The sequence below is a fragment of the Sphingopyxis sp. JAI128 genome (assembly GCF_014207235.1).
Lineage (GTDB): Bacteria > Pseudomonadota > Alphaproteobacteria > Sphingomonadales > Sphingomonadaceae > Sphingopyxis.
On sequence record NZ_JACHDA010000001.1, the window covers coordinates 510178 to 536056 of the forward strand.

The 25879-nt window shown below is 65.1% G+C and carries 23 protein-coding genes and 1 pseudogene; 9 read left to right on the forward strand and 15 right to left on the reverse strand.

Going from position 1 to position 25879, the window contains the following annotated elements; translation table 11 throughout:
* Nucleotides 1-101: 101 nt before the first annotated feature.
* Nucleotides 102-701, reverse strand: coding sequence for an EF-hand domain-containing protein (locus HDC35_RS02470; RefSeq protein ID WP_184643308.1), 600 nt, complete (start codon nucleotides 699-701; stop codon nucleotides 102-104).
* 346 nt (nucleotides 702-1047) lie between these two features.
* Entirely contained in the window at nucleotides 1048-1221 is a 174-nt protein-coding gene (locus tag HDC35_RS02475; protein WP_184643310.1) for a DUF1328 domain-containing protein, read from the reverse strand.
* Nucleotides 1222-1430: 209 nt separating this feature from the next.
* Between HDC35_RS02475 and HDC35_RS02480 the strand changes: the two genes are divergently transcribed.
* Both HDC35_RS02480 and HDC35_RS02485 read left to right on the forward strand, forming a co-directional pair.
* Nucleotides 1431-1934 (forward strand): FKBP-type peptidyl-prolyl cis-trans isomerase, encoded by a 504-nt coding sequence (locus HDC35_RS02480; protein ID WP_260397451.1) that lies wholly within the window; start codon nucleotides 1431-1433, stop codon nucleotides 1932-1934.
* Nucleotides 1935-2066: 132 nt separating this feature from the next.
* Nucleotides 2067-2870, forward strand: coding sequence for an enoyl-CoA hydratase-related protein (locus HDC35_RS02485; protein ID WP_184643312.1), 804 nt, complete (start codon nucleotides 2067-2069; stop codon nucleotides 2868-2870).
* 78 nt (nucleotides 2871-2948) lie between these two features.
* Here the strand turns inward: HDC35_RS02485 and HDC35_RS02490 are convergent, their stop codons facing one another.
* The 3 genes from HDC35_RS02490 to HDC35_RS02500 form a co-directional block, all read right to left on the reverse strand.
* Nucleotides 2949-3551 (reverse strand): HD domain-containing protein, encoded by a 603-nt coding sequence (locus HDC35_RS02490; protein WP_184643314.1) that lies wholly within the window; start codon nucleotides 3549-3551, stop codon nucleotides 2949-2951.
* A gap of 88 nt (nucleotides 3552-3639) precedes the next feature.
* On the reverse strand, nucleotides 3640-4350 hold the full coding sequence (locus HDC35_RS02495; protein ID WP_260397453.1) for a hypothetical protein: 711 nt from the start codon (nucleotides 4348-4350) through the stop codon (nucleotides 3640-3642).
* On the reverse strand, nucleotides 4347-4907 hold the full coding sequence (locus HDC35_RS02500; protein ID WP_260397454.1) for a hypothetical protein: 561 nt from the start codon (nucleotides 4905-4907) through the stop codon (nucleotides 4347-4349). Before HDC35_RS02500 ends, HDC35_RS02495 begins: the two co-directional genes overlap by 4 nt.
* 148 nt (nucleotides 4908-5055) lie before the next feature.
* Here HDC35_RS02500 and HDC35_RS02505 point away from each other — a divergent pair, with 148 nt between their 5' ends.
* A complete protein-coding gene (locus HDC35_RS02505; protein ID WP_058803848.1) occupies nucleotides 5056-5502 on the forward strand; it encodes an Rrf2 family transcriptional regulator in 447 nt (148 codons plus the stop codon).
* 735 nt (nucleotides 5503-6237) lie between these two features.
* On the opposite strand, the gene HDC35_RS02510 is transcribed toward HDC35_RS02505, so the two are convergent.
* From HDC35_RS02510 to HDC35_RS02530, 5 genes are all read right to left on the reverse strand, one after another.
* On the reverse strand, nucleotides 6238-6774 hold the full coding sequence (locus tag HDC35_RS02510) for a DUF1003 domain-containing protein (RefSeq protein WP_184643316.1): 537 nt from the start codon (nucleotides 6772-6774) through the stop codon (nucleotides 6238-6240).
* Nucleotides 6775-6781: 7 nt separating this feature from the next.
* Entirely contained in the window at nucleotides 6782-7483 is a 702-nt protein-coding gene (locus HDC35_RS02515) for an NnrU family protein (protein WP_184643318.1), read from the reverse strand.
* 133 nt (nucleotides 7484-7616) lie between these two features.
* Nucleotides 7617-8918: an amidohydrolase family protein gene (locus HDC35_RS02520; protein WP_184643320.1), complete on the reverse strand. Its 1302-nt coding sequence runs from the start codon at nucleotides 8916-8918 to the stop codon at nucleotides 7617-7619.
* Nucleotides 8915-10330 (reverse strand): amidohydrolase, encoded by a 1416-nt coding sequence (locus HDC35_RS02525; RefSeq protein ID WP_184643322.1) that lies wholly within the window; start codon nucleotides 10328-10330, stop codon nucleotides 8915-8917. The genes HDC35_RS02520 and HDC35_RS02525 overlap by 4 nt, the downstream gene beginning before the upstream one ends.
* Nucleotides 10331-10333: 3 nt before the next feature.
* Nucleotides 10334-11917: a peptide MFS transporter gene (locus tag HDC35_RS02530; RefSeq protein ID WP_184643324.1), complete on the reverse strand. Its 1584-nt coding sequence runs from the start codon at nucleotides 11915-11917 to the stop codon at nucleotides 10334-10336.
* 182 nt (nucleotides 11918-12099) lie between these two features.
* Here HDC35_RS02530 and HDC35_RS02535 point away from each other — a divergent pair, with 182 nt between their 5' ends.
* Both HDC35_RS02535 and HDC35_RS02540 read left to right on the forward strand, forming a co-directional pair.
* Nucleotides 12100-12681, forward strand: a complete 582-nt coding sequence (locus tag HDC35_RS02535) for a nitroreductase (protein WP_184643962.1) — start codon at nucleotides 12100-12102, stop codon at nucleotides 12679-12681.
* 71 nt (nucleotides 12682-12752) lie between these two features.
* Nucleotides 12753-13100: a GntR family transcriptional regulator gene (locus HDC35_RS02540; protein WP_184643327.1), complete on the forward strand. Its 348-nt coding sequence runs from the start codon at nucleotides 12753-12755 to the stop codon at nucleotides 13098-13100.
* Nucleotides 13101-13237: 137 nt separating this feature from the next.
* On the opposite strand, the gene HDC35_RS02545 is transcribed toward HDC35_RS02540, so the two are convergent.
* From HDC35_RS02545 to HDC35_RS02560, 4 genes are read right to left on the reverse strand one after another with little or no spacing between them, the layout of a single operon-like run.
* The gene (locus HDC35_RS02545) at nucleotides 13238-15082 is read right to left on the reverse strand and encodes a tetratricopeptide repeat protein (RefSeq protein ID WP_184643329.1); all 1845 of its coding nucleotides are present in this window, start codon (nucleotides 15080-15082) and stop codon (nucleotides 13238-13240) included.
* Nucleotides 15083-16477 carry a PEP-CTERM-box response regulator transcription factor gene (prsR, locus tag HDC35_RS02550; RefSeq protein ID WP_184643330.1) on the reverse strand — a complete coding sequence of 465 codons (1395 nt, stop codon included), beginning with the start codon at nucleotides 16475-16477 and terminating at the stop codon, nucleotides 15083-15085.
* Nucleotides 16474-18591 (reverse strand): XrtA/PEP-CTERM system histidine kinase PrsK, encoded by a 2118-nt coding sequence (prsK, locus tag HDC35_RS02555; RefSeq protein WP_184643332.1) that lies wholly within the window; start codon nucleotides 18589-18591, stop codon nucleotides 16474-16476. Before prsK ends, prsR begins: the two co-directional genes overlap by 4 nt.
* A gap of 4 nt (nucleotides 18592-18595) precedes the next feature.
* Nucleotides 18596-19984 (reverse strand): TIGR03013 family XrtA/PEP-CTERM system glycosyltransferase, encoded by a 1389-nt coding sequence (locus HDC35_RS02560; protein WP_184643334.1) that lies wholly within the window; start codon nucleotides 19982-19984, stop codon nucleotides 18596-18598.
* 166 nt (nucleotides 19985-20150) lie between these two features.
* Between HDC35_RS02560 and HDC35_RS02565 the strand changes: the two genes are divergently transcribed.
* The 4 genes and pseudogenes from HDC35_RS02565 to HDC35_RS02580 form a co-directional block, all read left to right on the forward strand.
* The gene (locus HDC35_RS02565) at nucleotides 20151-21197 is read left to right on the forward strand and encodes a mannose-1-phosphate guanylyltransferase (protein ID WP_260397455.1); all 1047 of its coding nucleotides are present in this window, start codon (nucleotides 20151-20153) and stop codon (nucleotides 21195-21197) included.
* 4 nt (nucleotides 21198-21201) lie between these two features.
* Nucleotides 21202-21912 carry an AraC family transcriptional regulator gene (locus HDC35_RS02570; RefSeq protein WP_184643336.1) on the forward strand — a complete coding sequence of 237 codons (711 nt, stop codon included), beginning with the start codon at nucleotides 21202-21204 and terminating at the stop codon, nucleotides 21910-21912.
* A 48-nt stretch (nucleotides 21913-21960) separates the two neighbouring features.
* Nucleotides 21961-23790, forward strand: a complete 1830-nt coding sequence (locus tag HDC35_RS02575) for a DUF885 family protein (RefSeq protein ID WP_184643338.1) — start codon at nucleotides 21961-21963, stop codon at nucleotides 23788-23790.
* Nucleotides 23791-24020: 230 nt separating this feature from the next.
* Nucleotides 24021-24484 (forward strand): annotated as a pseudogene (locus HDC35_RS02580) (TonB-dependent receptor domain-containing protein); the annotation flags it as partial.
* Here HDC35_RS02580 and HDC35_RS02585 read toward each other — a convergent pair.
* Entirely contained in the window at nucleotides 24468-25838 is a 1371-nt protein-coding gene (locus HDC35_RS02585; protein ID WP_184643340.1) for an HD-GYP domain-containing protein, read from the reverse strand. The pseudogene HDC35_RS02580 and the gene HDC35_RS02585 sit on opposite strands and share 17 nt — an antisense overlap.
* Nucleotides 25839-25879: the final 41 nt, after the last annotated feature.

Consider the following 25879-nt stretch of genomic DNA (forward strand, 5'->3'; position numbering starts at 1 on the left):
CGAAGGGCCGATGGGCGATAGCTGGCAGGGACCGGCGGCAAAGGCAATGCCCGGGAGGGGGAGGAAGGCCGTGCGCTTCGCGCCTTGTCCCGGCCAAATGGTCAGGGGTTGGCGGGGGCGGCGGGTGCCGCGCCGCGCTTGGCGCGCCATGCGCCGCGCTGCGCCTTGCGTTCCTCCGGCGTCAACTGGCCGTCCTTGTTGGCGTCGGCGGCGTCGAAGCGGGCGAGCGCCGCGGTCTGGAACTCGGCCTGGCTGATTGCCTTGTCGCCGTCGGCGTCGGCCTTCATCCAGCCGCCGTGACCGGCGCGCATCCCGTGCCCGCCACGCTTGCCGCCATGGCCGCGCATATAGTCGCGCTCGCCTTCACCGGCTTCGCCCGCGGCGGCGCGTTTTTTCTTGCGTTCGGCGCGTTTCGCGGCGCGGTCGGCGCCATGCTGGTCCCATTCGGCCTTGCTGATGCTGCCGTCCGAATTGGCGTCGAGCGTCGCAAAGCGCTTCGCCTGCATTTCGGCACGTTTGGCAGCGCGGTCGGCGGCGTCGAGCTTGCCATCCTTGTTGGCGTCCATCTTGGCGAACATGTCCGCCGCTCTGGCTTGCGCTTCGGCGCGCGTGAGCGTGGCATTGCGGTCCCCGCCGGGAGCGGCAAGGACGGGCACCGCGATCAATGCGGCGCCCAGAGTCAAAAGGGTGATTTTCTTCACGTCATAAACTCCTGCAGGGGATCCTTGGGGAAAGCCCCGGTCCCGATGAAGGCGTTCTAGATGCGATCTGTCCCAACGAATTGCCGGATCGACGATAAATTGTCGCAATATGTTGCAAAAATGCAGCGCCGTTCATTTGCGGGAAAGCGGCGGCGGAAAATTGCGGGCACGTCCGCCCCGCGCGCTTCTTTTCCAAGCCCGGAAACAGGTAAGCCCCGTCGCATTCCTGCGGCGGGGCTCCCTAGACTTCGTCCGAGGACGGAAGTCAATTCCACTCTTTCTTTCGATCAAGCAGATATATAAAACGCGGCTGGTCCAAGATCGTTCCCGTCCGCGCCAATTATTTTCATCGCAGCTTTCGCGCGGCGGCCGAACCCATGATCAGGAAAAGCACGACCAGCGCAAGGCCGACGAAAAACAGGATTTTCGCGATGCCGGCGGCCGCACCGGCGACACCCCCGAAGCCGAGAACACCGGCGAGCAGCGCGATCACCGCAAAAATCAAAGCCCATTTGAACATCTGATATCTCCTTGCATCTCGCGCGGCACACCCGCCTCGAAAGCCATGGCTTTCGACGGGAAACACCGGTGGCCGCGCCTCAAATCTCCGATTGTCGATACGAAGGCATAACGATGCCGCTGCGCCAAAGTTCCCCAAAGCCAGCCACATAAGTCCTTGCCTATCGCGCGCGCGATGCGCTTATGCGCATATCGTTCGAGGGAGTTTCCATGCCAAGATCACCGATGAACCCGCTGCTTGCCGCTACGGCCGCCGCGTTGTGCCTTTCCTCCCCAGCGCAGGGTCAGCCGGCGGACAAGGCCGCGGGTCCGAGCACCGCCTATCTGAACAAGCAGATGGCGGCGCTTGCCGAGCGCAGCGGGATCGACGGCTGGCGCGCCACCCCGTCGGGGCTGCGCTGGCGCCGGATCGCCGGCGACGGCAGCGGCGCCCACCCCGGCCCGACCGACGAAGTCACGGTTCATTATGTCGGCACCTTTACCGACGGACAGGAATTCGACAGTTCGGTCCGGCGCGGCGAGCCGACGACCTTCCCGCTCAACCGCGTGATCGACGGCTGGCAGGAGGGCGTCGCACTGATGGGCGTCGGCGACAAGGTCGAACTCGCGATCCCTTGGCATCTCGCATATGGACCGGACGGCAAGGGCCCTATCCCCGGCGGCGCGACGCTGTTGTTCACCGTCGAGCTTCTGGGCGTCAAACCCGCAGGCTGACCAGGGAAAGCCAACCGGGACGGCTGCGGAAAGGGGATCATACCTCCCCCTTCCCTCTTGCGCTCGCCTCGCGAATAGGTAACAACTTTACGTGAACGTAAAGGTAAAGCAGCCGCGAGAGGATTCTTCCCCATGACCCTTCCGACCTTCAACACCATCAAGCTCGACATCGCCGACAATGTTGGGACGATCACGCTCAATCGTCCCGACCGGCTCAATTCGATGCCGCCAGCGATGGCGGACGATATCCGCGAAGCGCTCGATCATTTGCCGGGCCTTGGCACGCGCGCACTGCTGATCACCGGCGAGGGCCGCGGCTTCTGTTCGGGCGCCGACCTTGCGGGCGACCGCTCGGCGGGCGGCGCGGTCAGCGGCGGGGCGCGGAGCCGCAATGCACTGCGCGGCCATTACAACCCGATGCTGCTTTCGCTCGCCAATCTCGACATCCCCGTCGTCGTTGCGGTCAACGGCCCCGCGGCAGGCGTGGGGTGCAGCTTCGCGCTGTCGGGCGATTTCACCATCGCGGGCAAGAGCGCCTATTTCCTGCAGGCTTTCGTCAACATCGGGCTAGTTCCCGACGGCGGCTCGTCGTGGCTGCTGCCGCGCCTGATCGGCGTGCCGCGCGCATTGCAGATGATGATGCTCGGCGAGAAGATTTCGGCTGATCAGGCCGCCGACTGGGGCATGATCTACAAGAGCGTCGACGACGCCGAGCTGATGGCTGAGGCCAAGGCGCTCGCGGCGCGCCTCGCGAACGGGCCGACCGTGGCGCTCGGAACGATGCGCAAGGTGCTGCGCGACGGGCTGACACAGGATTTCGCGACGACGCTCGACGCCGAAGCCAAGGGGCAGTTCATCGCCGGCGGCACCGCCGACGCGATGGAGGGCATCATGGCCTTCCAGCAGAAGCGCAAGACCGAGTTCAAGGGGAAGTAAACATTGTGATCCCCGGTGAAAGCCGGGGCCTGCAACCAACCGTGAATGGGCCCCGGCTTTCGCCGGGGATCACGATCCTTATTCGGCCGCTTCCTCGACCATCACCTTCTTGTAGATGCTCGTGCGCGGGTAGGAACATATCCGCATCACCATCGGCTCGAAGAATTCAAGCGGCTCGCTGTCGTAATCGGGATCGAACGCCGGCGCGTCGTATTTCTCGCAGAATTCGGCGCACGCCGCATAATGGGGATGATCGCGGAACTGATCGCGCATGTCGCGGTCGAGCCCGAGATAGTGGAAGAAATAATGCCCCTGAAAGATGCCGTGATGCTGGACGATCCACAGATTTTCTTCTGACAGGAACGGCTTGAGGATCGCCGCCGCGACGTCGGGATGATTGAACGCGCCCAATGTGTCGCCGATGTCGTGGAGCAGCGCCATCACGACATATTCCTCGTCGCGGCCGTCCCTGTGCGCACGCGTCGCGGTTTGCAGGCAATGTTCGAGCCGGTCGACAGGAAAGCCGCCATAATCGCCGCCGAGCAGCTTGAGATGCTCGAGGATGCGCTTGCCATTGTTCGGCGCGAACTCCTTCTGTTCGCGCGCGATAATGTCCCAATCTTCCTGCGTCCCGTCGATCATCGACCGGAAGGTCGCATGCTCGTGCGTCATGTCGTTCATGGCAGCCTCTCCTTGTTGGCCGCCAGTCTACGTCATTCGTTGCTGTTTGCAACTATCCGGAGATCGAACCCCGACTGTTCGGCGGCGCCTATTCGAACTCGGCGTTCATGACGCCATATTTGCGGGCTTCGTCCAGCGTCAGGCAGCGCCTCGTCGACTTGTCGGGACCGCTGCCTTTCACCGCCTTCTGCTTGTACATGATGTCGGTAAGCAGCTCGCGCGACAGGAACATGCGAATCATGAAATCATTGTCCTCGCTTGCGAGCTGCGCCGCATCCTGCTCGATCTCGCCGATCAGTTCGGTCGTCGCGTCGGTCCCCATGGCGACGCTGTAGTCGATCGTGCTCCTGTCGCCGGTGCGGGTGAACATGTGCACGATAAACTCGCCGCCGGGATCGATGGTTCGCGATCGCCCGCCCATGAACATGAAGTTGCACGCGCTGTAACAGGCCCAGCCCGAAGGGATGCGCGTGACGACGTCCAGCGTGTCGCGGATCAACCGCCCCGCTTCATTGCCTGCGCGAGCATCGCCGCCTGGCGAGCTCAGCCATATTTCATCGAGGTCGGGATGCTTCGCGAGCGCGGCCTTCAGCCGGGGCACGACATCCTTGTCGATGCGCCCTTCGCCCTTGATGATTTTCCACCCGCCCTGCTCGAAATAGGTGAATTGCATCTGCGGATTGGTCGACCAGCCAGGGTTGAGCGGGCAGGTCGGATTGACCGGATCCTTGGCCGGCGTGCCGCCGATCGCAAGCAGCGCGGAGGCGGCGGCGATCGAAAGACGGGCGAACGGCTTCATGCCGCAACCACATATCGTGCCTGGCCGGGCTCCTTGCACATGCGCTTGGTGACCCGCGTTTCCTCGCCTTCGACAATGATGAAGTCGGTAACGCTCATACAGCGCCGGCCGCCTGCCTCGTCGTTGCGCGCCACGACCGTCGACGATCCGCTGACATTCTCGCGCGTCGCGCTCGTCCAGTTCGCGGTTGCGCCGACCTCTTCGCCGCGCGTCACCTCCTCGGTCGCCGCCGCCGCCTGCACCTGCTCGCCGGGATCGAGGCGGCAGGCGATCGCGTCGGTCAGCGTCCCGCTCACCTCCGCGATCGGCACATAGGAATAGACACCGGCCTTGCTCGCCGCATCGCCGACCGCATCGTTCAGCACATTGCCGATGATGTTGCGGCCGATGCTATTGCCCTTCTTGCCCTTGGGACAGCCGCCATTGCCGCCTTCGCTCGATTTGGGCGCAGGCGTCGTCACCTTGCGTAGCAGACTGCCGAACTGCGCCTGCGCCGGAGCGACGGCGAGCAAGCAGGCCGCAAGAACGGCCGGGGTCGCCCATATTTTACGCATCATAATCCACCCTCGTGGCGCCCGGTGTCGGGCCATCGTGCGACCTTTTATAAGCGCTTTTCATGCCACCCGCTGTGATTTTCATCAACCTTGCAACTTATGTCATCCAGACAGGTTGAATTAACGCCGAATATGTCACAGTAACGCCGCCATGCTCTCGCAAAAGACCCGCTATACGATCCGCGCGTTCCAGCACCTTGCCGACCATTGGGGCAAGGGGCAGGTGCAGCTGGCCGACATTGCGGAGGCGCAGAATATCCCCCCCAAATTCCTGACCGTCATCCTGTCCGAAATGGCCCGCGAGGGGCTGCTCATCTCACAGCGCGGGCGCGACGGCGGATATCAGCTGGCCCTGCCGCCGGTTGACATCAGCTATGGCGACCTTGTCCGGCTGACGCGCGGCTCGCTTGCGCTCGTTCCCTGTGCGGCGCGCAACGCGCACGAACAATGCAAGAACTGCCTCCCCGAAATCGAATGCCGGATGCGCAGCCTGATGCTGAAGGTCCGCGACGACACCGCGGCGATCCTCGACCGCATCACGCTGGCCGACCCGATCAAGATGGAGCCCCTGTTCGAAAAGGACGAGGCGGCCGAATAGCGATAGGAAGCTTCGGCAGACCAGTGGACTTCGGCCGATTGTTGACGTTCGCTCTATCCTAACCCGTTCGCATCGAGCGACGTCGAGATGCCCCTCGGGCTGAGCGCCGCGTCGATGGGTGTCCCGACTTCTGCCGAAGGTCGGAGTTTATGCTGAGCACGCTCAGGGGCAGTCGAAGGGCTCGGCACAACCGGAAAAGATGTTCGTCGACTAGCGAGCGATTGCGGACGCTTTGTTCAGCATGTCATTCCTCCAAATAGACCCGAGAGATATCTTGGCCATTCACAACGCAAATCATACCTCCACCGTCCGGTGTCGGAACTTTCGGAAAAAATTCGAAACATCGCTCGGTATTTTTGCTCGCTTTTTCAAACACGTATTATTTTCGATGAATTTCTGACCCAGACTGTTCCATTACCTTGCCTGCCTGAACCAATGCGCCACGCACAGCCGGATCTCTATTCAACATATTACGACAGTGTAATCTTCCAACCGAAAATTCTCGGTTACGCATAGTCGTTCTTGAGCCGCCTCATGTCCCGCATCTTCGGATAGAGGATGTGTCGTCTGATTGCAGCCCCAAGCGCGAATTTGAACAGGCGGAGAGCCCAAAATACCGCCGCCGGGGGCAGGATGACGTTTGCCGTGCTCATAAACACTCCGCTGACCATTCTTCATTTTGAACACTACTGGAGTGAACGTTCACCACCCCAAACCGACCCATTTTAGGCGGCGTTAGCCCTTGGCTTCCATCCGCGCGCACAATTCGTCGATCTTCGCCGCCAGATCGTTCACGCGCATCTGGTCGAGCTTTTCGTGCAACCGCATGATTTCCAGCTCGGCGCGCAGATTGATCTCGTAATCGACGCTCGCGGTCAGCCGGTCCTTCGCGGACTGCCGGTTCTGGCTCATCATGATGATCGGTGCCTGCACCGCGGCGAGCGTGGAGAGCATCAGATTGAGGAAGATGAAGGGATAGGGATCGAACGCCAGGCTCCAGCGTTCGAGCACCTCGGAATTGAGCAGCATCCAGCCGAACAGCACCAGCGAAAAGACGATGATGAAGCCCCACGATCCGCCGACCGCCGCGACCTTGTCGGCCAGCCGGTCGCCATAGCTCGCCTGCGCATCCTCGATATCGGCGGCGTCGCGGCTGCTCGGCGCACGCGCGGCGATCGCTTCGACGACGCGCCTTTCTTCAGCATCGAGCTGGTCGAACGCGCGGCCCAGCAACCGCAAGGACAGATCGTTGAGATGCGTGACCGCGTTCATCGGGCTCCTATCCGACCCAGCGCCAGATGCCGGCGACCATGTAACCAAGCGCACCATGCGCCCAGGTCGCGGCAATCCAAAGCACTATTCCGCCCAGGAGGGCATGCGGACGGGGGATCGCGTCGCCCCACGGCGATTGGCCCGAAACCTGCTGTGCATAGGGAATGAAGCTCGTGCGCGCCGCCCAACCGCGCCAGGCATCGCCCATCAACCGCGCCTTTTTCGCATCCTGCCCCGCCGACCCGACGAGCGCGAGGAAGGCGATGATCGCCGACAATATGATCTGGCCCGGCATCGGCATTACCATCGCATGCGCCACCGCCCAGAGCGCGAAGCCCCACATCATCGGGTGCCGCGTGATCGCGAACACGCCGCGTGGCGGCGCCGCGGCGGCCTTTTCGGCGCCCGGTGCGGGCAGCGCCGGGTTACCGATGAGCGATCCCATGAACAAAATGCTCGCAAAAAGCACAAGCAGCGACGCGACCGTCCAAAGGCCGTCGCCCACCGCCCACAACGGCGGTTCGGGCGGCATCCCGCGCCACGCCTGCACAACCATGATCAGCGTGGCGATCGCGACGATCGAATAAACGATCTGGAATCCGCGCTCGCCCAGCCGCGCCGCAAGTCCGGCGCGCAAGGGATGCGACAGCAGAAGGTGCGAACCGACGAACAGCACGCCGGTGACGATCAAAAGCGATATCGGTTGCATGGCCATCCTTCCCCGTCCCGCCGATCCCGCCCGTGGCGGGCGACTCGCGGCCTCTGCCGGTACCATCCGCTACAAAGATAACAGTGTCAACATAGAGGTGGAAACGAGGCAGGCGCGCCGCGCCTGTCCGTCGCTAGCGGTCGTAAGCCTTGGGCAGCGCCCCTTCCTGCGGGGTCCGGTAACGATTACGCAGGCGGTCCTGCCGCGTCGTGAGCGATTGCGCCTTGCCGTCGATCCAGATCGCGGTCGGGCGGCTGCCAAGCTCTAGCGGATCATTGTCCCAGATCACGACGTCGCCGGCGCGGCCGGGGCGCAGCGACCCGATGCTGCCCTCCATGCCGACGGCGCGCGCGGGGGCGCTGCTGATCGACGCGAACGCCTGATCCCAGCTCAGCCCGCTCGCACCGGGCAAGCGCGTCAGCCCGACCAGATTGCCCGCATATTGCGTCGCATAGCCCATCTTGTGCGCGTCATCGTCGTCGAACACGCCGACCGCCACGTCGACGCCTGCGGCCTTCAGGCGGCCCGCGTTCGATTGCGTCGCGCCCAGCTGCTCGAAACTCGACGGCAGGTCGGTCAGCGGCGACACCAGCACCGGCACCTTCGCCGCTGCCAGTTCGCGCGCAACGAGCCAGCCTTCAGTCACCCCAACCAGAACGAGCTTCAGCGCGGGAAACTCACCCTTCAGCTTCAGCACATTGACGATGTCGGCGGCGCGGTCGACGCGCACAAACAGTGGCGTCGTGCCGTCGATCACGCGGACGAGCGCGTCGGCGTCGGCGCGCTGGATCATCGCGTCATTGCCCCATTCGGCAAGCGTCGCGGGATTGCGCGCATAGCTGCGCGCCGCGAGCAATTGTTCGCGGAACAAGAGGAAGGTCGCGGCGCGGCTTCCGCCCGCCTTGGCCGATCCATCCTCGCCAAACGCGACATATTGCAGCGCGCGCGGTTTGGTCACCATTTCCATGTCGTCGGCAAGGTCGACGACCGCGCCCTGTCCGGCGAACAGATTGCTGCTGCTCTGCGGCGCGACGATCGCGCGCGTCACGCCCGATGCGCGGTTGACCGCGACGGGCGATCCCATCGGGTTGAGCGCCGGGGCGATATCGAGCCCCGCCGAAAAGCGCGACCGGGTCGCCGAACGATCGTTGGTGCCGCTGACGGCGTCGACCTCGGTCAGTCCGACGCGGCTGAACGCCGCGACGATGCCCGGGGTGACATATTTGCCCTGCGCGTCGACGCGCTCGATGCCCGCGGGCACGGCAACGCCGGCGCCCGACGCGACGATCTTGCCGCCGCGCACGACGACCGTGCCGCCCTCGATGGGCGCGCTGCCATCGCCGATGACAAGCTTCGCATTGACGATGGCGACATCCTGCGCCGCGGCGGGAAGTGCGACCAGCGCCGCGGCAGACAGAAGGAGCGAACGGATCATTTCACATCTCCCTCGCCCGGTTGGCCGAGTTCGAAATCGCTCACCGGACGTCGCTTGGGATCCATCGCGTCGAACATCAGTGCGCCGTCGATCCAGACCTTTTCGGGACGCGTATAGGCGCTGAACGGATTGCCGTTCCACAGCACGACGTCGGCCATCTTGCCCGGCTTCAGGCTGCCCGTCTGGTCGGCGATGCCGAGCGCCTTCGCCGGGTTATACGACAGCCAGGTCCACGCCTGTTCATCACTCACGTCGATGCCGATGCGGCGCCCCGCCGCGCGCGCCTTCGCGGCTTCCTGGTTCAGCCGCTGGATCTGGTTCGCGTCGTCCGAATGGACGATCGTGCAGGCGCCGGCATTATAGACCAGCGGGATATTCTCCGGCACCGAGTCATAGGCTTCCATCTTGAAGCCCCACCAGTCGGCCCACATCGCCGAACAAATGCCTTCCTTCGCGAGGAGGTCGGCGATCTTGTAGCTTTCGACCGCGTGGTGAAAGGTCGACACCTTGTAGCCGAATTCCTTCGACATATCGATGACGAGCGCCATTTCGTCGGCGCGATAGCAATGGTTGTGGACAATTATCTCGCCCGCCAGCACCCCCGCGAGCGTCTCCATCGCCAGGTCGCGGTCGACCGCCTTGCCGTCGTCCATCTTCTTCTTCTTGTAGGCAACCGCCTTTGCCCAGGTCGCGCGGTTGACCGCGAAATTGCCCATGCGGGTCGAGGGCATTCGGCCCTTGCCGCCATAGACGCGCTTCGGATTCTCGCCGCACGCCATTTTCAGGCCATAGGGCGCGCCGGGGAACTTCATCCCCTGCACCGTGCGCGAAGGTACGTTCTTGAGCGTGATCGAACGCCCGCCCATCAGATTTGCGCTGCCCGGCAGGATCTGGAGGGCGGTCACGCCGCCATTCGCCAGCGCACGGCTGAAGCCGGGATCCTGCGGCCACACGCTATGTTCGGACCAGACTTCGGGGGTCGTCGGCGACGTCGCCTCATTGCCGTCCGAATGCGCATCGACGCTGGGCGACGGGTAATCGCCCAGGTGGCTATGAATATCGATGACGCCGGGGGTCAGGAACTTGCCCGTGCCGTCGATCACGTCGGCGTCGGTCGGCAGTTCCATATCGGGACCGCCGATCCGGTCCACCTTCCCGCTCGACATGACGATCGCGCCATTGTCGATCCGCCCGCCCTCGCCGTCGAAGATGGTGACGCCTTTCACCACCGTCAGGCGGGTCGGATATCCCTTGTAGGTCGACGGATAGGGATCCTTTTCGAACTTGGCCGGCTTGGCCGCGGGTGCAGCAGGCGCATCGCCCGCAGACTTCGCCTCGCCCCCGGTCGCCGCGCAGCTGACGAGCGCCAGCGACACCGCAGCCAGCAGGCTGCCCTTCACGCCCCGGATCATCGATTACGCCCCCTTGGGTTCGGGACGAACGCCGGCGGCCTGTGGTTCGGCCAGTTCGCTCTCGCCTGCCAGATCCTCGGCATCGCGTAGCGTGTCGAGATGCATCAGCTTCTTGATCAGCGGCGACACGAGGATCACCAGCACGCCAAAGCCGATCGCCCACAGGCCAATCGTGCCATAGACGTCGAGCACCAGCGCCTTGCCCGCGCCCTCGCCGCTCGCCTTTTCCGAACCCGTCGCCGCCGCGATCAGGCCCGCGGCGAAATTGCCGGTCGCCGATGCGAAGAACCAGGTGCCCATGATCAGCGACGCCATATGCGCCGGCGCCAGCCGGTTCATCGCGCTGAGGCCCACGGGCGACAGGCAAAGCTCGCCCGTCGTGTGGAGCAGGTAGATCAGGAAGATGAATAGCACCGGGGTCGCGTTTTCCAGACCCGCGGCTTCGGCACCCCATTTGAGGACGAAAAAGCCGAGCCCGAGCTGGAGCATCGCAAGACCGAACTTGGCAGGCGCCGAAGGCTCCCACCCCCGGCGGCCGAGCCAGGTCCATAGCGTGGCGAATACCGGGGCGAAAAGGACGATATAACCGGCGTTGAGCGACTGGAAGACCGACGCCGGAACGCCCGCGCGGTCGACATAACGGTCGGCAAAGAGATTGAGCGACGAACCCGCCTGTTCGAACAGTGCCCAGAAGAGGATCGATCCAAGGATCAGGAACATCGCGGCGAAAATGCGATCGCGGTCATGGGGCGGCAGCTTCACGACCGCGGTGAAGACGACATAGAGGACGAGCGCCGCGCCCGCGACGCCGAGCAGCGTCCCGACGAGTGCCTGATTCTGCACCATCCACCAGCAGACACCGACCGCGAGCAGGCCGACTATATAGAGTAGCCATTCGAACTTGATGCCCATCACGGGCTGCGCCAGCTTCGCCGGGTCGTCGGGCTCACCGCGGCCAAGCAGCAGCGGCTTGCCCCAGATAAAGACGATCAGGCCGAGCAGCATGCCGAAGCCCGCGGCGCCGAAGCCATAGGACCAGCCATAGGTTTCGCCGAGATAGCCGCAGAGCAGCGAACCGAGGAAGGCGCCGAGGTTAATCCCCATGTAGAAGATCGTATAGGCGCCGTCGCGGCGCACGTCGGTGCGCGGATAGAGTTGGCCCACGATCACCGAGATGTTCGCTTTCAGGAAGCCCGAGCCGACGATGATGAAGGCAAGCGCGAGCCAGAAGATGCTGAGGCTGCCCGGATCCTGCCCGCCATCGCCCTCGAATCCCATGATGAAATGGCCGAATGTCAGCAATATGGCGCCATAGGCGACCGCTTTCCGCTGCCCCAACCAACGGTCGGCAAGATAGCCGCCGAGCACCGGGGTAATATAGACCAGCGCCGTATAGGCGCCATAGATCACGCCCGATTCACTGTCCGAGAACAGCCAATGCTTGGTCAGGTAGAAAATGAGCAGCGCGCGCATCCCATAATAGGAAAAACGCTCCCACATTTCGGCGAAAAACAGGACAAAAAGGCCCTTCGGGTGGCCGAGAAAAGTCCCGGCGGCATCCCCGTGCTGGGCATAGGCTTTGGTCATGGCGACCCTTCCCTGGAATATGATGTTGGCCCCGGAAACGGGGCGGATGGCGGTAACACTAGCGTCAAAATTGCGTATGGGAAGAATCTAATTGCGCGCGAAACCATCGCAATCGGTCGGAAATTTGCTGCGAATCGTTCGCAACACTTGCGCAAAGCAGCGCAAAAGGCCAAATGGCGCGCATGTTCAACGACCGCTCCTCGCTCCTCGCCCACCTCGCCACGCGCCGTTCGGGCAAGGCCCGCGACATGATATCGCCGGGTCCTGACGCAGCGCAGCTCAGGGACATCATCGCGCTCGCGCTGCGCACCCCCGACCATGGCAAGCTCGCCCCTTGGCGGATCGTCACGATCGCCGACGACCAGCGCGAAGCCTTCGCCGCGCTGCTCAAGGCAAGCTGGGTAAAGGAAAACCCCGGCGCGGCGGGCGTAGACCTGTCGGCGCTCGACCAATTCGCGCATCAGGCACCGACGCTGCTCGTGCTGCTTTCGACGCCGGTCGCGGGGAGCAAGATCCCGGTCTGGGAGCAACAGATGTCGGCGGGCGCGGTGGGGATGAACCTGCTCCACGCCGCGCACGCCCATGGTTTCGTCGGCAGCTGGCTCACCGGCTGGGCCGCCTATAATTCCGATGTTGCCGCGGCCTTCGGTGCGCGCGACGGCGATACGATCGTGGGCTATTTCTTCCTCGGCACCGCGGGCCGCGCGCTCGACGAACGCCCGCGCCCCGAATATGACGATACTGTCCGCGCTTGGGAAATTTAATTTCGTCGTTATGGTATACTTTGTAACGGAACGAATTTGACTGTGCTGCTGTCTTATGGCATTAAGGCGGCATGCTCGATCAGTCCAAACCCGTATACCAACGTTTGCGCGACGTCATCGCCAATGCGATCCTCGACGGCAGTTTTCGCGACGGCGACATGCTCCCCTCGGTTCGCTCGCTCGCGGCCGAGGAAGGCGCCAACCCGCTGACGGTCGCCAAGGCGTACCAGACATTTCAGGACGAAGGGCTGGTCACGGTCAAGCGCGGGGTCGGCATGTTCGTCGCCGAAGGGGCGACCGAACGGCTGCGCGACCTGATGCGCGCGGATTTCCTGACCAATGTGTGGCCCCCCGTCGCCCAGCAGATGCGCCGCATCGGCCTTGACGCCCGGACGCTGCTCGATCTGACCGAGGCGTAAGCCGTCCCTCGGCTTCGGGGTGGGGAACCGACGGTGCAGCCCCCCTCCACCACCGCTTCGCGGCGGTCCCCCTCCCCATGGCTGCGCCACAGGGAGGACTTTATGTCCGCAACCAGTCGAAACCGGCTATCCCCTGCCTACCGGCCGATCTGCGCCGCCTTGTCGCGCAAATCCGCCGCGGCCTGGCGCTCCCCTCGCCGGTCGAGCAGGCCCGCATAAAATTCCATGATCCCGGCATTGAGCGGCTGCAACCGGTACGCCCGATCGATCAGCGGCAGCGCGCGCCGGTCGTCGTCCTTGGCGGCCCAGGCGCGCGCCAATTCGCGCAGGATCACCACGTCGCGATTGCCGATCCGGCTGCGCACCCGCTCGAAATGTGCGATCGCCTGGTCCCAGCGCTCCAGGTCCATCGCCAGATGCCCGGCCAGCCGATCGGCGGCGATACTCGATGGCTGGCTGTCGCGCAGCGCCAGGATGGCCGCACCCGATCCCGCGACATCGCCCGCCCGGAACAAGGCATTGGCAAGTCGCAAGGTCGTCCGCTCGCCGGCGTCAAGGTCGCGCGCGGCGCGATAGGCCTGCACCGCAAGCTCGTAGCGCCCGCCGGCGAGTGCCGCGTCGCCAAGCAGGATATGTGCGTCGGCAACGCCGCGGTTCGCGTCGCGCAGCCGCATCGCGCGCTCGATCGCGCTGCTGCTGTTCCCGCTCGATATGTCGGCCGAAATCGCCGGGATCACTTTTGCCGGATCGAGCGGCGCATTGTCGGCCGCCATCGTCAGCAGGCCATAATCATTGTTCGCGGCAAAGGGCACCGCCTCGCCGCGCGTCAGCATCGCTGCGCGTGCCAGATAATCGGCGGCTTCGCCGCCCCGCCCCAGTTCGGAGGCGGCGCGCGCGGCGAGCAGCAGCGACCAGCTGTCGGCATCGGGCCGGTCGACGATGGGCGCCAGCGCCTCGATCGCGCCGTCGGCATCGCCGTCGGCCCAGTTGGCGGCCGCGAGGATACGGTGCGCGCTGAAATTCTGCGGCTGCTGCGTGATCAGCCGGTCGGCCCAGGTCGCGGCGACCGCTTCGCCGCCCAGTTCCAGTTCGACGATCGCGCTCAACAGCATGAACGACGGCTGGTCGTCGAGTTCGCCGCGCGTTCGCTGGAGCAGGCTGCGCGCCAGCCTGTAATTGTCGGCGCGCGCCGCGAGCACGGCTTGCAGGTAAAAAAGGCGCGGGTCGCGCGGGACGAGCGTTGCGGCATGGCGGAGCGCAGCCAGCATGTCGCGATACCGGCCGAGGTCGCCGAGCGTCGCCGCCTGTTCGATCAGCGCGTCGGCATTGTCGGGATCGGCAGCGAGCGCGCGGTCGTACCAGTCGAGTGAGGCGTTGAGGCCGTCTTCGGTGCGGACAAGGTTCGCCTTGAACGCCAGCGCGGCGCTGTTCGCCTTGTTGAGTTCGATCGCATAATCGACCGCGTCGCGCGCGCCGAGCGTGTCGGCATTGGCATCGCGGAACCGCGCGACATCGACCCACAGCGCCGCGTCGCGCGGCAGTTCGTGAACCGCGCGGTCATAGGCCTCGCGCGCCGCGCCGAGGTCGCCGTTTTCCAGATGGACGTCGCCCGCGACCCACGCCGCCTCGCCGATCATCTCGGGAATGATCGGCCCGGCATCGATCGTCTGGAGCGCCCGCGCGCTCGCGCCCTGCATGGCATAGGCCCGCGCGAGCAGCGGACGCAGCGCCGCTTCTTTCGCTCCCGCCGCCAGCGCGCCCTTGACCGCCGCCTCGGCGCCGACGCCGTCACCCAGCCGGATCGCGACGCGCGCCAGTTCGACGCGCTCGGCGATCGCCTGGGGATTCTCGCGGATCGCCTCTTGCAATTCGGCGCGCCGCTCCTCGAACGCGCGGCGCGGCGCGGGGGCACCGCCCCCATCGCACCCTGCGAGGAACGCCGCGATCAGCAGCGTGCCGGTCCAGGAACGGAGCGAGCGCACTCAGGCCTGCATCCGATATTGTTTGAGCAGGTCGTACAGCGTCGGGCGGCTGATCCCCAGCAGCTTGGCGGCGAGCGAGATATTGCCCTCGCTCTGCGTCATCGCGCGGCGGATCGCGACCCGGTCGGCCGCCTCGCGCGCGCCGCGCAGGTTCAGCCACGCCTCGTCGCCCCCCTCGCCGCTTTCGCTGCCCGCCATATCGAGATCCTCGCGCATCACCAGCTTGCCGTCGGCCATGATAACGGCGCGCTTGATGCGATTTTCAAGTTCGCGCACATTGCCCGGCCAGCGCGCCTCGTCGATCGCCTGCAACGCATCCGGCGCAAAGCCGCGCACGCCGGGGTTCATGTCGGGCGCATATTGATGGAGGAAGTGCCGCGCGAGCAGCACCGCATCGCCCGGCCGCTCGGCCAGCGACGGTATCTTCACCACCATTTCGGCGAGCCGGTAATAGAGATCGTCGCGGAAACTTTGTTCGGCGATCATCGCATCGAGGTCGCGGTGCGTCGCGCAGACGATGCGTGTATCGACGGCGATCGGCTTGCGCCCGCCGATCCGCTCGATCGTGCGCTCCTGCAGAAAGCGCAGCAATTTTACCTGCAAGGGCAGCGGGATGTCGCCGACTTCGTCGAGGAAGAGCGTGCCGCCATGCGCGAGCTCGATCTTGCCTTCGGTCGTCTTTACTGCCCCGGTAAACGCCCCCTTCTCGTGCCCGAACAGCTCGCTTTCGAGCAGGTTTTCGGGGATGGCGGCGCAGTTGATCGCGACGAACGCGCCGTCGCGCCGCGTGCTCGCTTCGTGCAGGCCGCGCGCGAGCAGCTCCTTGCCCGTCCCGCTGGCGCCGAGTAGCATCACCGACACGTCGAGGTTCGCGACGCGTTCGATGGTGCGCGCGACTTTCAACATTTCGGGGGCGCCGGTGATCATCCCGCCGAGCGTGCGGTTGTCGCTGGTCCCCTGCTGCGCCAGCCGGGCATTTTCGGCTTCGAGCTCGCGCACATGAAAGGCGCGTGCGACGATCAGGCCCAGTTCCTCGATATTGATCGGTTTCTGGTAGAAATCCCACGCGCCGCTGGCGATGGCGGTCAGCGCGCTCGCGCGCTCGCCATGCCCTGATACGACGATCACCTTCGTATCGGGCTTCGCCTCGGCGATCGCCTTCAGCGTCCGGAACCCCTCGCGCGTACCGTCGGGATCGGGTGGCAGCCCCAGGTCGAGTGTGACGACGTCGGGCTCCTCGGCGCGCAGCAATTCGATCGCGGTATCATGGTCGCCCGCGACGAACACCCGATAATCCTCATAGGCCCATTTAAGCTGCGCCTGCAGCCCGGGATCGTCCTCGACCACAAGCAATGTGCGGATATCGACCCCCGCCTCCCTTGTTTCCGCACTCATTTCGATCCCACTTTCATCATGCGCGGGTCGATGCCCGCTTCGCCCTGCGCGTCGGCAAGCGGCAGCCACAGCGTGAAGTCGCTGCCTTGGCCGGGCTCGCTCGCTACGTCGATCGCACCGCCCATTGCCTGGGCGATCTGCAAGGCTTCAAAGGCACCCAGCCCGAATCCCGCATCCTTCGTCGACACGAAGGGTTTGAACAATTCGTCGCGAATGAAATCGCGAGTCATGCCGCACCCTTGGTCGATCACGTCGATCCGCACCCGCCCCTGTTCGGCGACCGCGACAAGCTGCACCGGCGTTTCGGGCGCCGATGCATCGACCGCATTGGTGACGAGGTGCTGAACGACCTGGCGGATTGATCCCCTGTCGCCCCAGGCGGCGAGCCCCGCCTGGCAACCGACGAACAGCGCGCGGCGCGGACGCACCTCGGCGGCGACGTCGGCCAGCAACGGCTCGATCAGTACCCGCCCGGCCTCCGCTGCGGGGCCGCGCTCGCGCGGCGACAGGCGGACGAGCAGGTCCGAGAGCCGCCCCGCCGAAATCTTCAGCGTTTCGACCATGTCGGCGCGAAAATCGGGTTTGTCGGCATGCCGTTCGGCGTTGCGCGCAAGCAGGCCGATCTGGCTCGCCAGATTCTTGATGTCGTGCATGATGAAGGCAAAGCGGCGATTGAACTCGTCGAAACGCCGCGCCTCGGACAGCGCCTGCTGGCTCTGCGATTCGGCAAGGTAGCTCGCTGCCTGCTGGCCCGCGATGCGCAGCACGTCGAGGTCTTCCCAATCGAGCGCGCGCGACACCGGCGGGCGGTGGAGCACGACGACCGCGATCATCCGCTGGAAATGCACGACGGGCACCACGACCCAGGCGCGATTGTCGGCGATCAGCCAGTCCGGGATCGCAAGATCCTGCGCCGGCTGGCCGCGCCGCTGGGCGTCGAGGTCGACGATATGCCGCGATTCCTGCAGCATGAACGCCGACCGCAATGACAGCGTCGCATCCTCGTCGATCCCCGCCGGCCAGCGCCATTGTTCCGCGACGCGAAAGCCGCCCCTCGCAGCCGGCAGCATCAGCCACGCGCCGGGGCTGCCTGTCAGTTCGGCGAGCGCCTTTGCGACGCGGCGGTAAAGATTGCCGTCGTCTTCGCCGTCGCCCTTGGCCCCTTGCCCCAGCGTCGCGGTGAACCGCATCCATTCGGTACGATAATCGTAGCGATGCTCGAAAAAATGCTTGGAAATCATAACCGACAGCCACGCGCGCGCGCGCGCCGACGCCAATAATATGCCGCCGGTCCCCAACGCCACGACCAGCGACGTCGCCTGCGCCAGTTCGGTATAATCGCCGCCGATCATCCGCGCCACGGCGCCGGTCAGCCCGATCAGCACCAGATAGGCGGCGCCGCCGAGCAGCAGCAGTGTGCGCATCGCGGCGGTACGCGACAGCTGCATCCGTTCGCGGCCGGCATCCATCGCCGCCACGACATAAGTCGGCAGGACAAGCAGCGCGACGGCGGGCAACAGCTGGATCAGCGTCGATGCCGTCTCGCCCGTCAGCGCGCCGATCAGCTGCACATTGAGTTCATACGCCCACAGCATCGCAAAGCCGCCGGCGACCGCCATCATCGGCATGCGTTGCCCCGCACCGGCACGGCGCACCCCGCTGTCGACGATCAGTAGCCCGCCGACCGCCACCAGCATCGCGCCGACGGTCAGCGTCGGCGTCATCCACGGGAAGGCCGCCGCCCCCGCGCGCAAATAGGCCGCGCCGCCCAGCAGCAGCGCGAACAGGTCGATCGTCACGAGCATCCACAGGATCACCCGCTGCGGCCGCGACATCGGCGCGCTCGCCGACCAGAAGGTTCCCGACAGCCAGAACAGCATCGCCAGGTCGCGAAGCGACTGGATGACAAGCGCCTGCGACGATCCCGGGGAAAAGGCATAAAGCGCGCCGCACCATATCGCGGTCGCGGCCGCCGCCAGCGCCAGCCGGCGCGGCACGGGCGTCGGCGCAGCCATGCGTGCCGGCGGTCGCGCCGCCAACCACAGGGCGACCCCGGCAAAGCCCGCAAGGGCCATCATCGACAGGAATTGGGACAGGCTCACGAGCGCGGTCATGGCGTCAACGCGCGCCGTCCGGCCACAGCACGACGCGCACCGTCTGGAGCAGGATCAACAGGTCGAGAAAGGGCGAGTAATTTTTGGCGTAATAAAGGTCATATTCCAGCTTGACCCGCGCGTCCTCGACCGACGCCCCATAAGGATAGTTGATCTGCGCCCAGCCCGTCAGTCCGGGCTTCACCATATGGCGCTCGGCATAATAGGGCAGCTTCTGTTCAAGCTCCTCGACAAAGCTCGGCCGTTCGGGGCGCGGGCCAACGAAGCTCATATCGCCTTTCAGCACGCACCAGGTCTGCGGCAGTTCGTCGATGCGCAGCTTGCGGATCACCCGGCCAACGCGAGTCACGCGCGGGTCGTTCTTGCTCGCCCACACCGCCTTGCCCGCGGCTTCGGCGTCGGTGCGCATCGACCGGATTTTGAAGATTTCATAGGTTTCGCCGAACAGTCCGACGCGCGGCTGCCGATAGAAAACCGGCCCGCGGCTGTCGAGTTTCACCGCGATCGCCGCCACGATAACGATCGGTAGGCCGATTACCAGCACGCACAGGCTGGCAAGGATGTCGAACAATCGCTTGCCGACCTTGGAAATCCGCTGCCCCGCCGAAAAGCCGTCGGAAAAAATCAACCCGCTTGGATTAGTGGTCGCCAGGTCGACGCGCCCCGTTTCGCGTTCGATGAAGCTCGCAATATCGTTGACATGCACTCCGGTCGTCTTGACGCGCAGCAGGTCGTTCAGCGGCAAGGTGTTGCGCCGTTCCTCGAGCGCGAGCACCACCTCGCCCGCCCGCAGCGAGAGGACATGATCCGACAGATTCTCGATCGCCTCGCGCGGGATCGCGCCCGGCACCGTCTTTTCGATCCCGCTCATCGCGACGAAGCCGACCATTTCCAGCCCGCTTCCGGGTTCGCGCGCCAGCGCAGCGAGCCGCGCCGCGCGCGGCCCCGCGCCAAGCACGAGGATGCGGCGGCGAAAGGCGTCGGCGCCCGCCGACTGGGTGAGCGCCAGCCGGATGACGAACAACGCTGCGATCGCGAACACCATCGCATAGAGGCTGTTCGCGCGCCACAGCGTCGCGGTCGGCAGCAGGAACCCCAGCACCGACAGGAAAATCACGCCCAGCGAAATCGCGGCGAGCAGGCGCGCGGTGGCAAAGCGCATCGACCGCAGCCCTTCGTTCCCGTACATGCCCGTCGCCATCATCGCGAGCGAGTTGGCGATGCCGAAGGTGACGAGCGGCAGCCAGCGGTTGCCCAGTGGCCCGGCGTCGAACCCCGCCTGACGCGCATAAAGATGCCACGCCCCCTCGGCCGAGATGAGCAGCGCGACGAACTCGATCAGCGCCAGCCAGACGACGGCGTGCGGGACATAATGTTTGAACAGCCGGAACATCTTATCGCGGGACCCTTTCGCCCGCGCGATACTACAGCCGAGGCGTCAACTGTCGGTTAATTTTACACTTATCATTTGCTTCTTCCGGCGGCCACATCACAGCCGCCGCGCATGCTCACCCCATCTTATCGCTTGCCCCCCCGGCAGGGGGCGATAGACCTGCCTTATGACCTTGATGATCCAGCCCGTTATTTTGTGCGGGGGTGCCGGGACGCGCCTCTGGCCCGAATCGCGGGGAACGCGCGCCAAGCAGTTCCTACTCCTCCACGGCCGGCGCAGCCTGTTCCGCCAGACGGTCGAACGTACCCCCGCCGGACCCGATTTCCTGCCCCCCATCGTGCTGTGCGGCGATGGGCATGTCGCGATGGTCCGCGAACAGATGGGCGACCGCGAGGAACAGTTGCTCGTCGAACCGATGCCCCGTAACACCGCCGCCGCAATTGCGCTCGCCGTCGCGCAGGCCGACGCCGATACGCTGCTCCTCGTCATGCCGAGCGACCATGTCATCTCCGACGTCGCGGCCTTTCACGCCGCGATCGCCAAGGGCGTGCATCTCGCGCAACGCGACTGGCTCGTCACCTTCGGTATCACGCCCGACCGGCCCGAAACCGGTTTTGGCTATATCGCTGCGGGCCGGCCGCTCGGCGATGGCGACGAAAATTGGGGCTTCGCGGTCGATCGCTTCGTCGAAAAGCCGCCGCTCGTCGATGCCGAGGCGATGCTTGCGGCGGGTGGTTACAGCTGGAACGCCGGGATTTTCCTGTTCCGCGCGGCGAGGATGCGCGATGCGATGCTGACACATTGCCGCCCGATTTTCGAAGCGGCGGACAAGGCGATCGCGGCGGGCATGCGCGACGGCGATGCGCTCTATGCCGACGCGATCGAATTTGCGAAAGCGTCTTCGGATTCCATCGATTATGCCGTGATGGAAAAGGATGATCGCGTCGCCGTCGTCCCCGCGGCGATGGGCTGGTCCGATCTTGGGTGCTGGCACACGATCCATGCGCTCGCCGAAAAGGACGATGCCGACAATGCCGTAACGGGCGACGCCTTTCTCCACGAAAGCCGCGGCAATCTCGTCCGCGCGGGCGACAAGCGCGTGTCGATACTCGGCATGGACAATATCGCGGTCATCGTCGACGGCGACGATATATTGGTCATCCCGCTCGAACGGTCGCAGGAGGTTCGCGCGGCGGCAAAGGCGCGCGAATAGGATCATGGCATCGCCGCCCTGCTTCGCCGCCGCCCCGCTGGGCCTGCTCGACCACGGCCCCGGCGAATTGCGCGACCGCCATTGCCACAACGACGCCTTTGTCGCGGTCGTGCTCGAAGGCGGATATCAGGAGGCCGGCGACGAGGGGCGCTGGAACGTTCGCCCTGGCGACGCGCTGATCCATCACGCCTATGAATCGCATCTCGACCGGTTCGAGGCGAAGGGCGCGCGCGTGCTGGTGCTCGACCTGCCGGCGAGGCTCGCCGCGACGACGGTCGTCCGCGGGCATGTCGCCGATCCCGACAGCCTCGTCCGGCTCGCCGAGCGCGATCGCCGGGCCGCGTCGGCGCTGTTCGGCGAGATGTTCGCCGCCGCCGCGCCCGCCGCGCTCGACTGGCCCGACATGCTCGCCGACGATTTGCGCCGGCTGTCCCCCTTCACGCTCGCCGACTGGGCCGACGACAAGGGCGTCCGCCCCGAAACGCTCAGCCGCGGCTTCCGCTCGGCCTATGGCTGCACGCCCAAATCCTATCGCGCCGACGTTCGCGCGCGTGCCGCCTTTGCCGCCGCGCGCCTCGGCGGCGAGCCCTTCGCCGACATTGCGCATCGCCTGAACTTCACCGACCAGGCGCATATGACGCACGCGGTTACGGGCCTGACCGGCGCTACACCCGGTTGGTGGCGGCGACGTCAAATGGGTACAAGACAGCGCTGACGCGGCGCCGTTATATTCGGGCAATACACAGTCAACGGAGACCTCCCCATGCTCGACCGCCGTACCCTGATCGCCACGCTTGCCGCGACCTCCACCCTCGCCGGCGTCCGCTCGCCCGCGCGCGCGATGACCGCAGACGGCCCTGACGGCGAAGGCGCGAAGCTTACCGCGCTCTACGAACGCCTCTATGACCGCCTCGTCGATGAAAGCCCCGAATTCGCGACCGCGCTTGGGCTCGACAAGGACGCCCGCCTGCCACTCAAGGCGAAGCTCGACGACCGCTCGCCGGCGGGCATCAAGCGGAGCCATCAGCTCTATCGCGACGGTCTCGCCGAACTGAAAAAGATCGACGCGTCAAAGCTTTCTGGCATGGACCTCGTAAATTACGAAACTTTCCGCGGCCCATGGGAACATTTCGTCAACGCCTATAACACGTTCGACTATGGCCTCCACAGCTGGCCCGAACCGCATCCGGTGACACAGCTTTCGGGCACCTACCGTTCGATCCCCGATTTTCTGATCAACCAGCACAGCATCGCGAACGCCGCCGATGCCGAGGCCTATCTCGCGCGCTGCGCCGATTTCGCGGTGCAACTCGATAATGAAACGGGCCGCATCAAGGCCGATCATGCGAACGGGGTCATCCCGCCCGATTTCGTCATCGACCGCGCGCTCGGCCAGTTCGACCGCATCTGGGCCCCCACCGCCGACGCCAACGGCCTGACGAAGAATCTCGCCGCCAAGACGAAGGACATTCCCGGCGACTGGGCCAAACGCTGCGCCGAGCTTGTCGAGGGCAAAATCTATCCTGCGATGCGCCGCCAGGCCGAAGAGCTCCGCGCCGCGCGCCCGCGCGCCACGCATGACGCCGGCGTCTGGCGCCTGCCCAAGGGCGACGAATATTATGCCTATGCGCTGCGCTACGCGACAACCACGGGCATGTCGGCCGAGGAGGTGCACCAGCTCGGGCTCGACCGCGTCGCCGATCTCAGCGCGCGCGCCGACGCGATCTTCAAGGCGCAGGGCATGACCAAGGGGACAGTCGCCGAACGGATGCGCGCGCTCGGCAAGGACCCGCGCTTTCTCTATCCCAACACCGACGACGGCAAGTTCAAGCTGATCGCCGAGCTCAACGCCCAGATGCAGGCGATCCAGGCGCGCCTGCCCGAAGCCTTCGGGCGCCTGCCCAAGGCGAAGGTCGAGATTCGCCGCGTCCCCGCCGATATCGAGGATGGCGCAACGGGCGGCTATTACCAGATCCCCGCGCTCGACGGCTCGCGCCCCGGCGCCTATTATATCAACCTGCGCGACACCGCCGAAAACCCGAGCTGGACGCTGCCGACGCTCACCTATCACGAAGCCTCGCCCGGCCATCACCACCAGATTGCGCTGGCGCAGGAAGCCGAAGGAATCCCGCGCCTTCGCCGCCTTCCCGCCTACTCGGTCTATACCGAGGGCTGGGGCCTCTATGCCGAGCAGCTCGCCGACGAGATGGGTGTCTATAAAAACGACCCGTGGGGCCGGCTCGGCTATCTGCAATCCTATATGTTCCGCGCCGCGCGCCTCGTCGCCGACACCGGGCTTCACCATTATAGATGGACCCGAGAAAAGGCGATCCGCTATTATAGCGACACGCTCGGCACCCCCGAACCGTCGAACGTTACCGAGATCGAGCGCTATTGCGTCTGGCCCGGACAGGCGACGAGCTACATGGTCGGCCAGACGCGCTGGGTCGCGATCCGCGAGCAGGCGAAGGCCGCCCTCGGCGACAAGTTCGACCTGCGGGGTTTCCACGACACCGCGCTTGCGGCGGGCGCGATGCCGATTTCGGTGCTCGAATCGGTGATCACCCGCTGGACCTCCGCGCAAATGACCTGACGCGGGCAAGACTTCGCCGCTTCGAGCAGGCGGAAGGTTGCACGCCCCCGGGGGCGGCGCGAGGCATTTTTCGGCCAACACTCATACGAATGTCAATATCCCTAGCCACGCGACTAATTGAGATCGAGTCGCAAAAAAGGGAATATATGAACTTCGTCCGGACGCTCGTCATGGGGGGCGCCGCGGACCTCGTCTTCACGGCCGCCGCCGCGCGCGCCGACGAAACGGCGAACACGCTCGTCACCGCCACCGCCTTCAAGATCGAGGAACGCAACCGCGTTCTCTATCTCGCCGCCGGCGGCACCGCCCAGTCGGGCGTGCTCGATACCAAGGGTTTCGAGATCGAGGTCAGCCACACGCTACCCGGCAATTTCGAGCTCCTCGCCAACTACGGCTATTCGAAGCTCAAGTCCGAAACCAACACCAGCCTCGATCATATGCCGCGCCATACCGCGTCACTCTGGTCGACCAAGACTTTCGGCCTCCGCGAAGACGCGCAACTGCGCCTCGGCGGCGGGGTCGCCATAGCGGCGACGGTCGATGTACTCGCCGAAATCTATTGGAGCAATCTGCGGTTCGCGGTCAACGCCACGAACCTGCTCAACAACAAATATTACGCATCTGCCTCGCCCGCGGCGACTGCTTCGTCGGAGTTCCGCGCAACGTCATGGGAACGATCAGCTACCGCTTCTGACCGCCGCATTCGCTATCGCGGCATCCGCGGCGGCGCCTGCAGTTTGCGGCGATGCTTCATTGGGCGCCGCTAGGGTCAGGATTCTCGCCCGCAGCCTCTCCCAATCGTCGAACCGCCAGAAACTGGGGCTGTCGCGTCCGACGATCCGCGGATGGGCCGCAGACGGAGCGATCGCACGATCGACGGGGTCGATTTCGGCCAGCATCGCGCAATCGAAAAAGGAGCGAACGACGACATCCTCGTCGGCTTCGCCGGCGCTTCCGACGACAATGCCCAACTCGCCGGTGGACAGCCGGACCAAGGTTCCGACGGCATAAATGCCCAGGCTGTCGGCAAAACGGTCGAGCAGCAACGGGTCGAAATGCCCCTCCCACTGCGTCATCGCCGTCATCGCCTCGCAGGGCGTCCACGCCTGCTTGTAGGGGCGGTTCGACGTGACCGCATCATAAACGTCGCAAATCGCTCCCATGCGCGCGGCGAGCGATAGCTCGTCGCCCTTCAGCCCGCCGGGATAGCCGGTGCCGTCGATCTTCTCATGGTGGCGCAAACAGAGCTCCAGCGCGACGGCGGGGGCACCAGGCGAACTCGCAAGCAGGCGATGTCCAGCGACCGGGTGCGAACGGACCGAGCGCATTTCCTTCTTTGACAGCCCGCCGGGTTTGTTCAAAACCTGATCGGACACGGCGACCTTGCCGACGTCGTGCAACAGCCCCGCAACCCCCATGTCCTCGACCTCTTGGGGGCCGAGTTCGAGATGACGGGCGAAATTGATCATCAGCGCGCACACCGCGACCGAGTGGAGATAGGTATATTCGTCCTTCTCCTTTAACCGGACGAGGTTGATCAGCGCCCTTGAATCGCGTTCGATCGAGGCGCCGATCGCACTTGCGAGCTGGACCATTCGGCGAACCTCGACCGCACGGCCGAGCCGCGCCCCGTCGAACATGTCCGCCACCGCCGCGCGGCTCCGCTCGATCGTTCGCTTTGCCCGGCGGCATTCGCCGGCGTAGCCCGCGCGGCGGCGCGGCGCTTCGTCCGCGGACGATTGCGGTGGCGCGAGGGCTCCGCCGGCGCGAACCCGCTTGGCCTTGCTCCCCGCCTGCCCGGATACCGGCGCGCGCCCGGCGCGCCATATTTGCGTCGGTGCGACGGGCTCGCAGCCGTCGGCGGGCCCGCGCCCGCGCGCGTCGTCGATGATAATCCCGTCGATGTCCGAATTGCGGATCCGGTCGAGCTGTTCCTGTGTCTCCACGCGGAAATAGCGGCGCCAGAACGGGTGATCGAACCACGACCCTTCAAAGGCATGGACGAACATGCCGATTTCGACGTCCTTCAATTCGATTCGAACAAGCATTTCGGGTCCCGTTGCGGCCATCTGATCAGCACGCACCCTTC

Coding starts and splice junctions, on each gene's coding strand:
- HDC35_RS02565 (WP_260397455.1), top strand. CDS start 20,151: ATGACCTTGATGATCCAGCCCGTTATTTTGTGCGGGGGTGCCGGGACG.
- HDC35_RS02575 (WP_184643338.1), top strand. CDS start 21,961: ATGCTCGACCGCCGTACCCTGATCGCCACGCTTGCCGCGACCTCCACC.
- HDC35_RS02485 (WP_184643312.1), top strand. CDS start 2,067: ATGACCCTTCCGACCTTCAACACCATCAAGCTCGACATCGCCGACAAT.
- HDC35_RS02535 (WP_184643962.1), top strand. CDS start 12,100: ATGTTCAACGACCGCTCCTCGCTCCTCGCCCACCTCGCCACGCGCCGT.
- HDC35_RS02495 (WP_260397453.1), bottom strand. CDS start 4,350: ATGAAGCCGTTCGCCCGTCTTTCGATCGCCGCCGCCTCCGCGCTGCTT.
- HDC35_RS02500 (WP_260397454.1), bottom strand. CDS start 4,907: ATGATGCGTAAAATATGGGCGACCCCGGCCGTTCTTGCGGCCTGCTTG.
- prsR (WP_184643330.1), bottom strand. CDS start 16,477: ATGAGTGCGGAAACAAGGGAGGCGGGGGTCGATATCCGCACATTGCTT.
- HDC35_RS02525 (WP_184643322.1), bottom strand. CDS start 10,330: ATGATCCGGGGCGTGAAGGGCAGCCTGCTGGCTGCGGTGTCGCTGGCG.
- HDC35_RS02560 (WP_184643334.1), bottom strand. CDS start 19,984: ATGTTCCGGCTGTTCAAACATTATGTCCCGCACGCCGTCGTCTGGCTG.
- HDC35_RS02540 (WP_184643327.1), top strand. CDS start 12,753: ATGCTCGATCAGTCCAAACCCGTATACCAACGTTTGCGCGACGTCATC.
- HDC35_RS02505 (WP_058803848.1), top strand. CDS start 5,056: ATGCTCTCGCAAAAGACCCGCTATACGATCCGCGCGTTCCAGCACCTT.
- HDC35_RS02480 (WP_260397451.1), top strand. CDS start 1,431: ATGCCAAGATCACCGATGAACCCGCTGCTTGCCGCTACGGCCGCCGCG.
- HDC35_RS02530 (WP_184643324.1), bottom strand. CDS start 11,917: ATGACCAAAGCCTATGCCCAGCACGGGGATGCCGCCGGGACTTTTCTC.
- HDC35_RS02490 (WP_184643314.1), bottom strand. CDS start 3,551: ATGAACGACATGACGCACGAGCATGCGACCTTCCGGTCGATGATCGAC.
- HDC35_RS02510 (WP_184643316.1), bottom strand. CDS start 6,774: ATGAACGCGGTCACGCATCTCAACGATCTGTCCTTGCGGTTGCTGGGC.
- prsK (WP_184643332.1), bottom strand. CDS start 18,591: ATGACCGCGCTCGTGAGCCTGTCCCAATTCCTGTCGATGATGGCCCTT.
- HDC35_RS02520 (WP_184643320.1), bottom strand. CDS start 8,918: ATGATCCGTTCGCTCCTTCTGTCTGCCGCGGCGCTGGTCGCACTTCCC.
- HDC35_RS02570 (WP_184643336.1), top strand. CDS start 21,202: ATGGCATCGCCGCCCTGCTTCGCCGCCGCCCCGCTGGGCCTGCTCGAC.
- HDC35_RS02475 (WP_184643310.1), bottom strand. CDS start 1,221: ATGTTCAAATGGGCTTTGATTTTTGCGGTGATCGCGCTGCTCGCCGGT.
- HDC35_RS02515 (WP_184643318.1), bottom strand. CDS start 7,483: ATGCAACCGATATCGCTTTTGATCGTCACCGGCGTGCTGTTCGTCGGT.
- HDC35_RS02585 (WP_184643340.1), bottom strand. CDS start 25,838: ATGCTTGTTCGAATCGAATTGAAGGACGTCGAAATCGGCATGTTCGTC.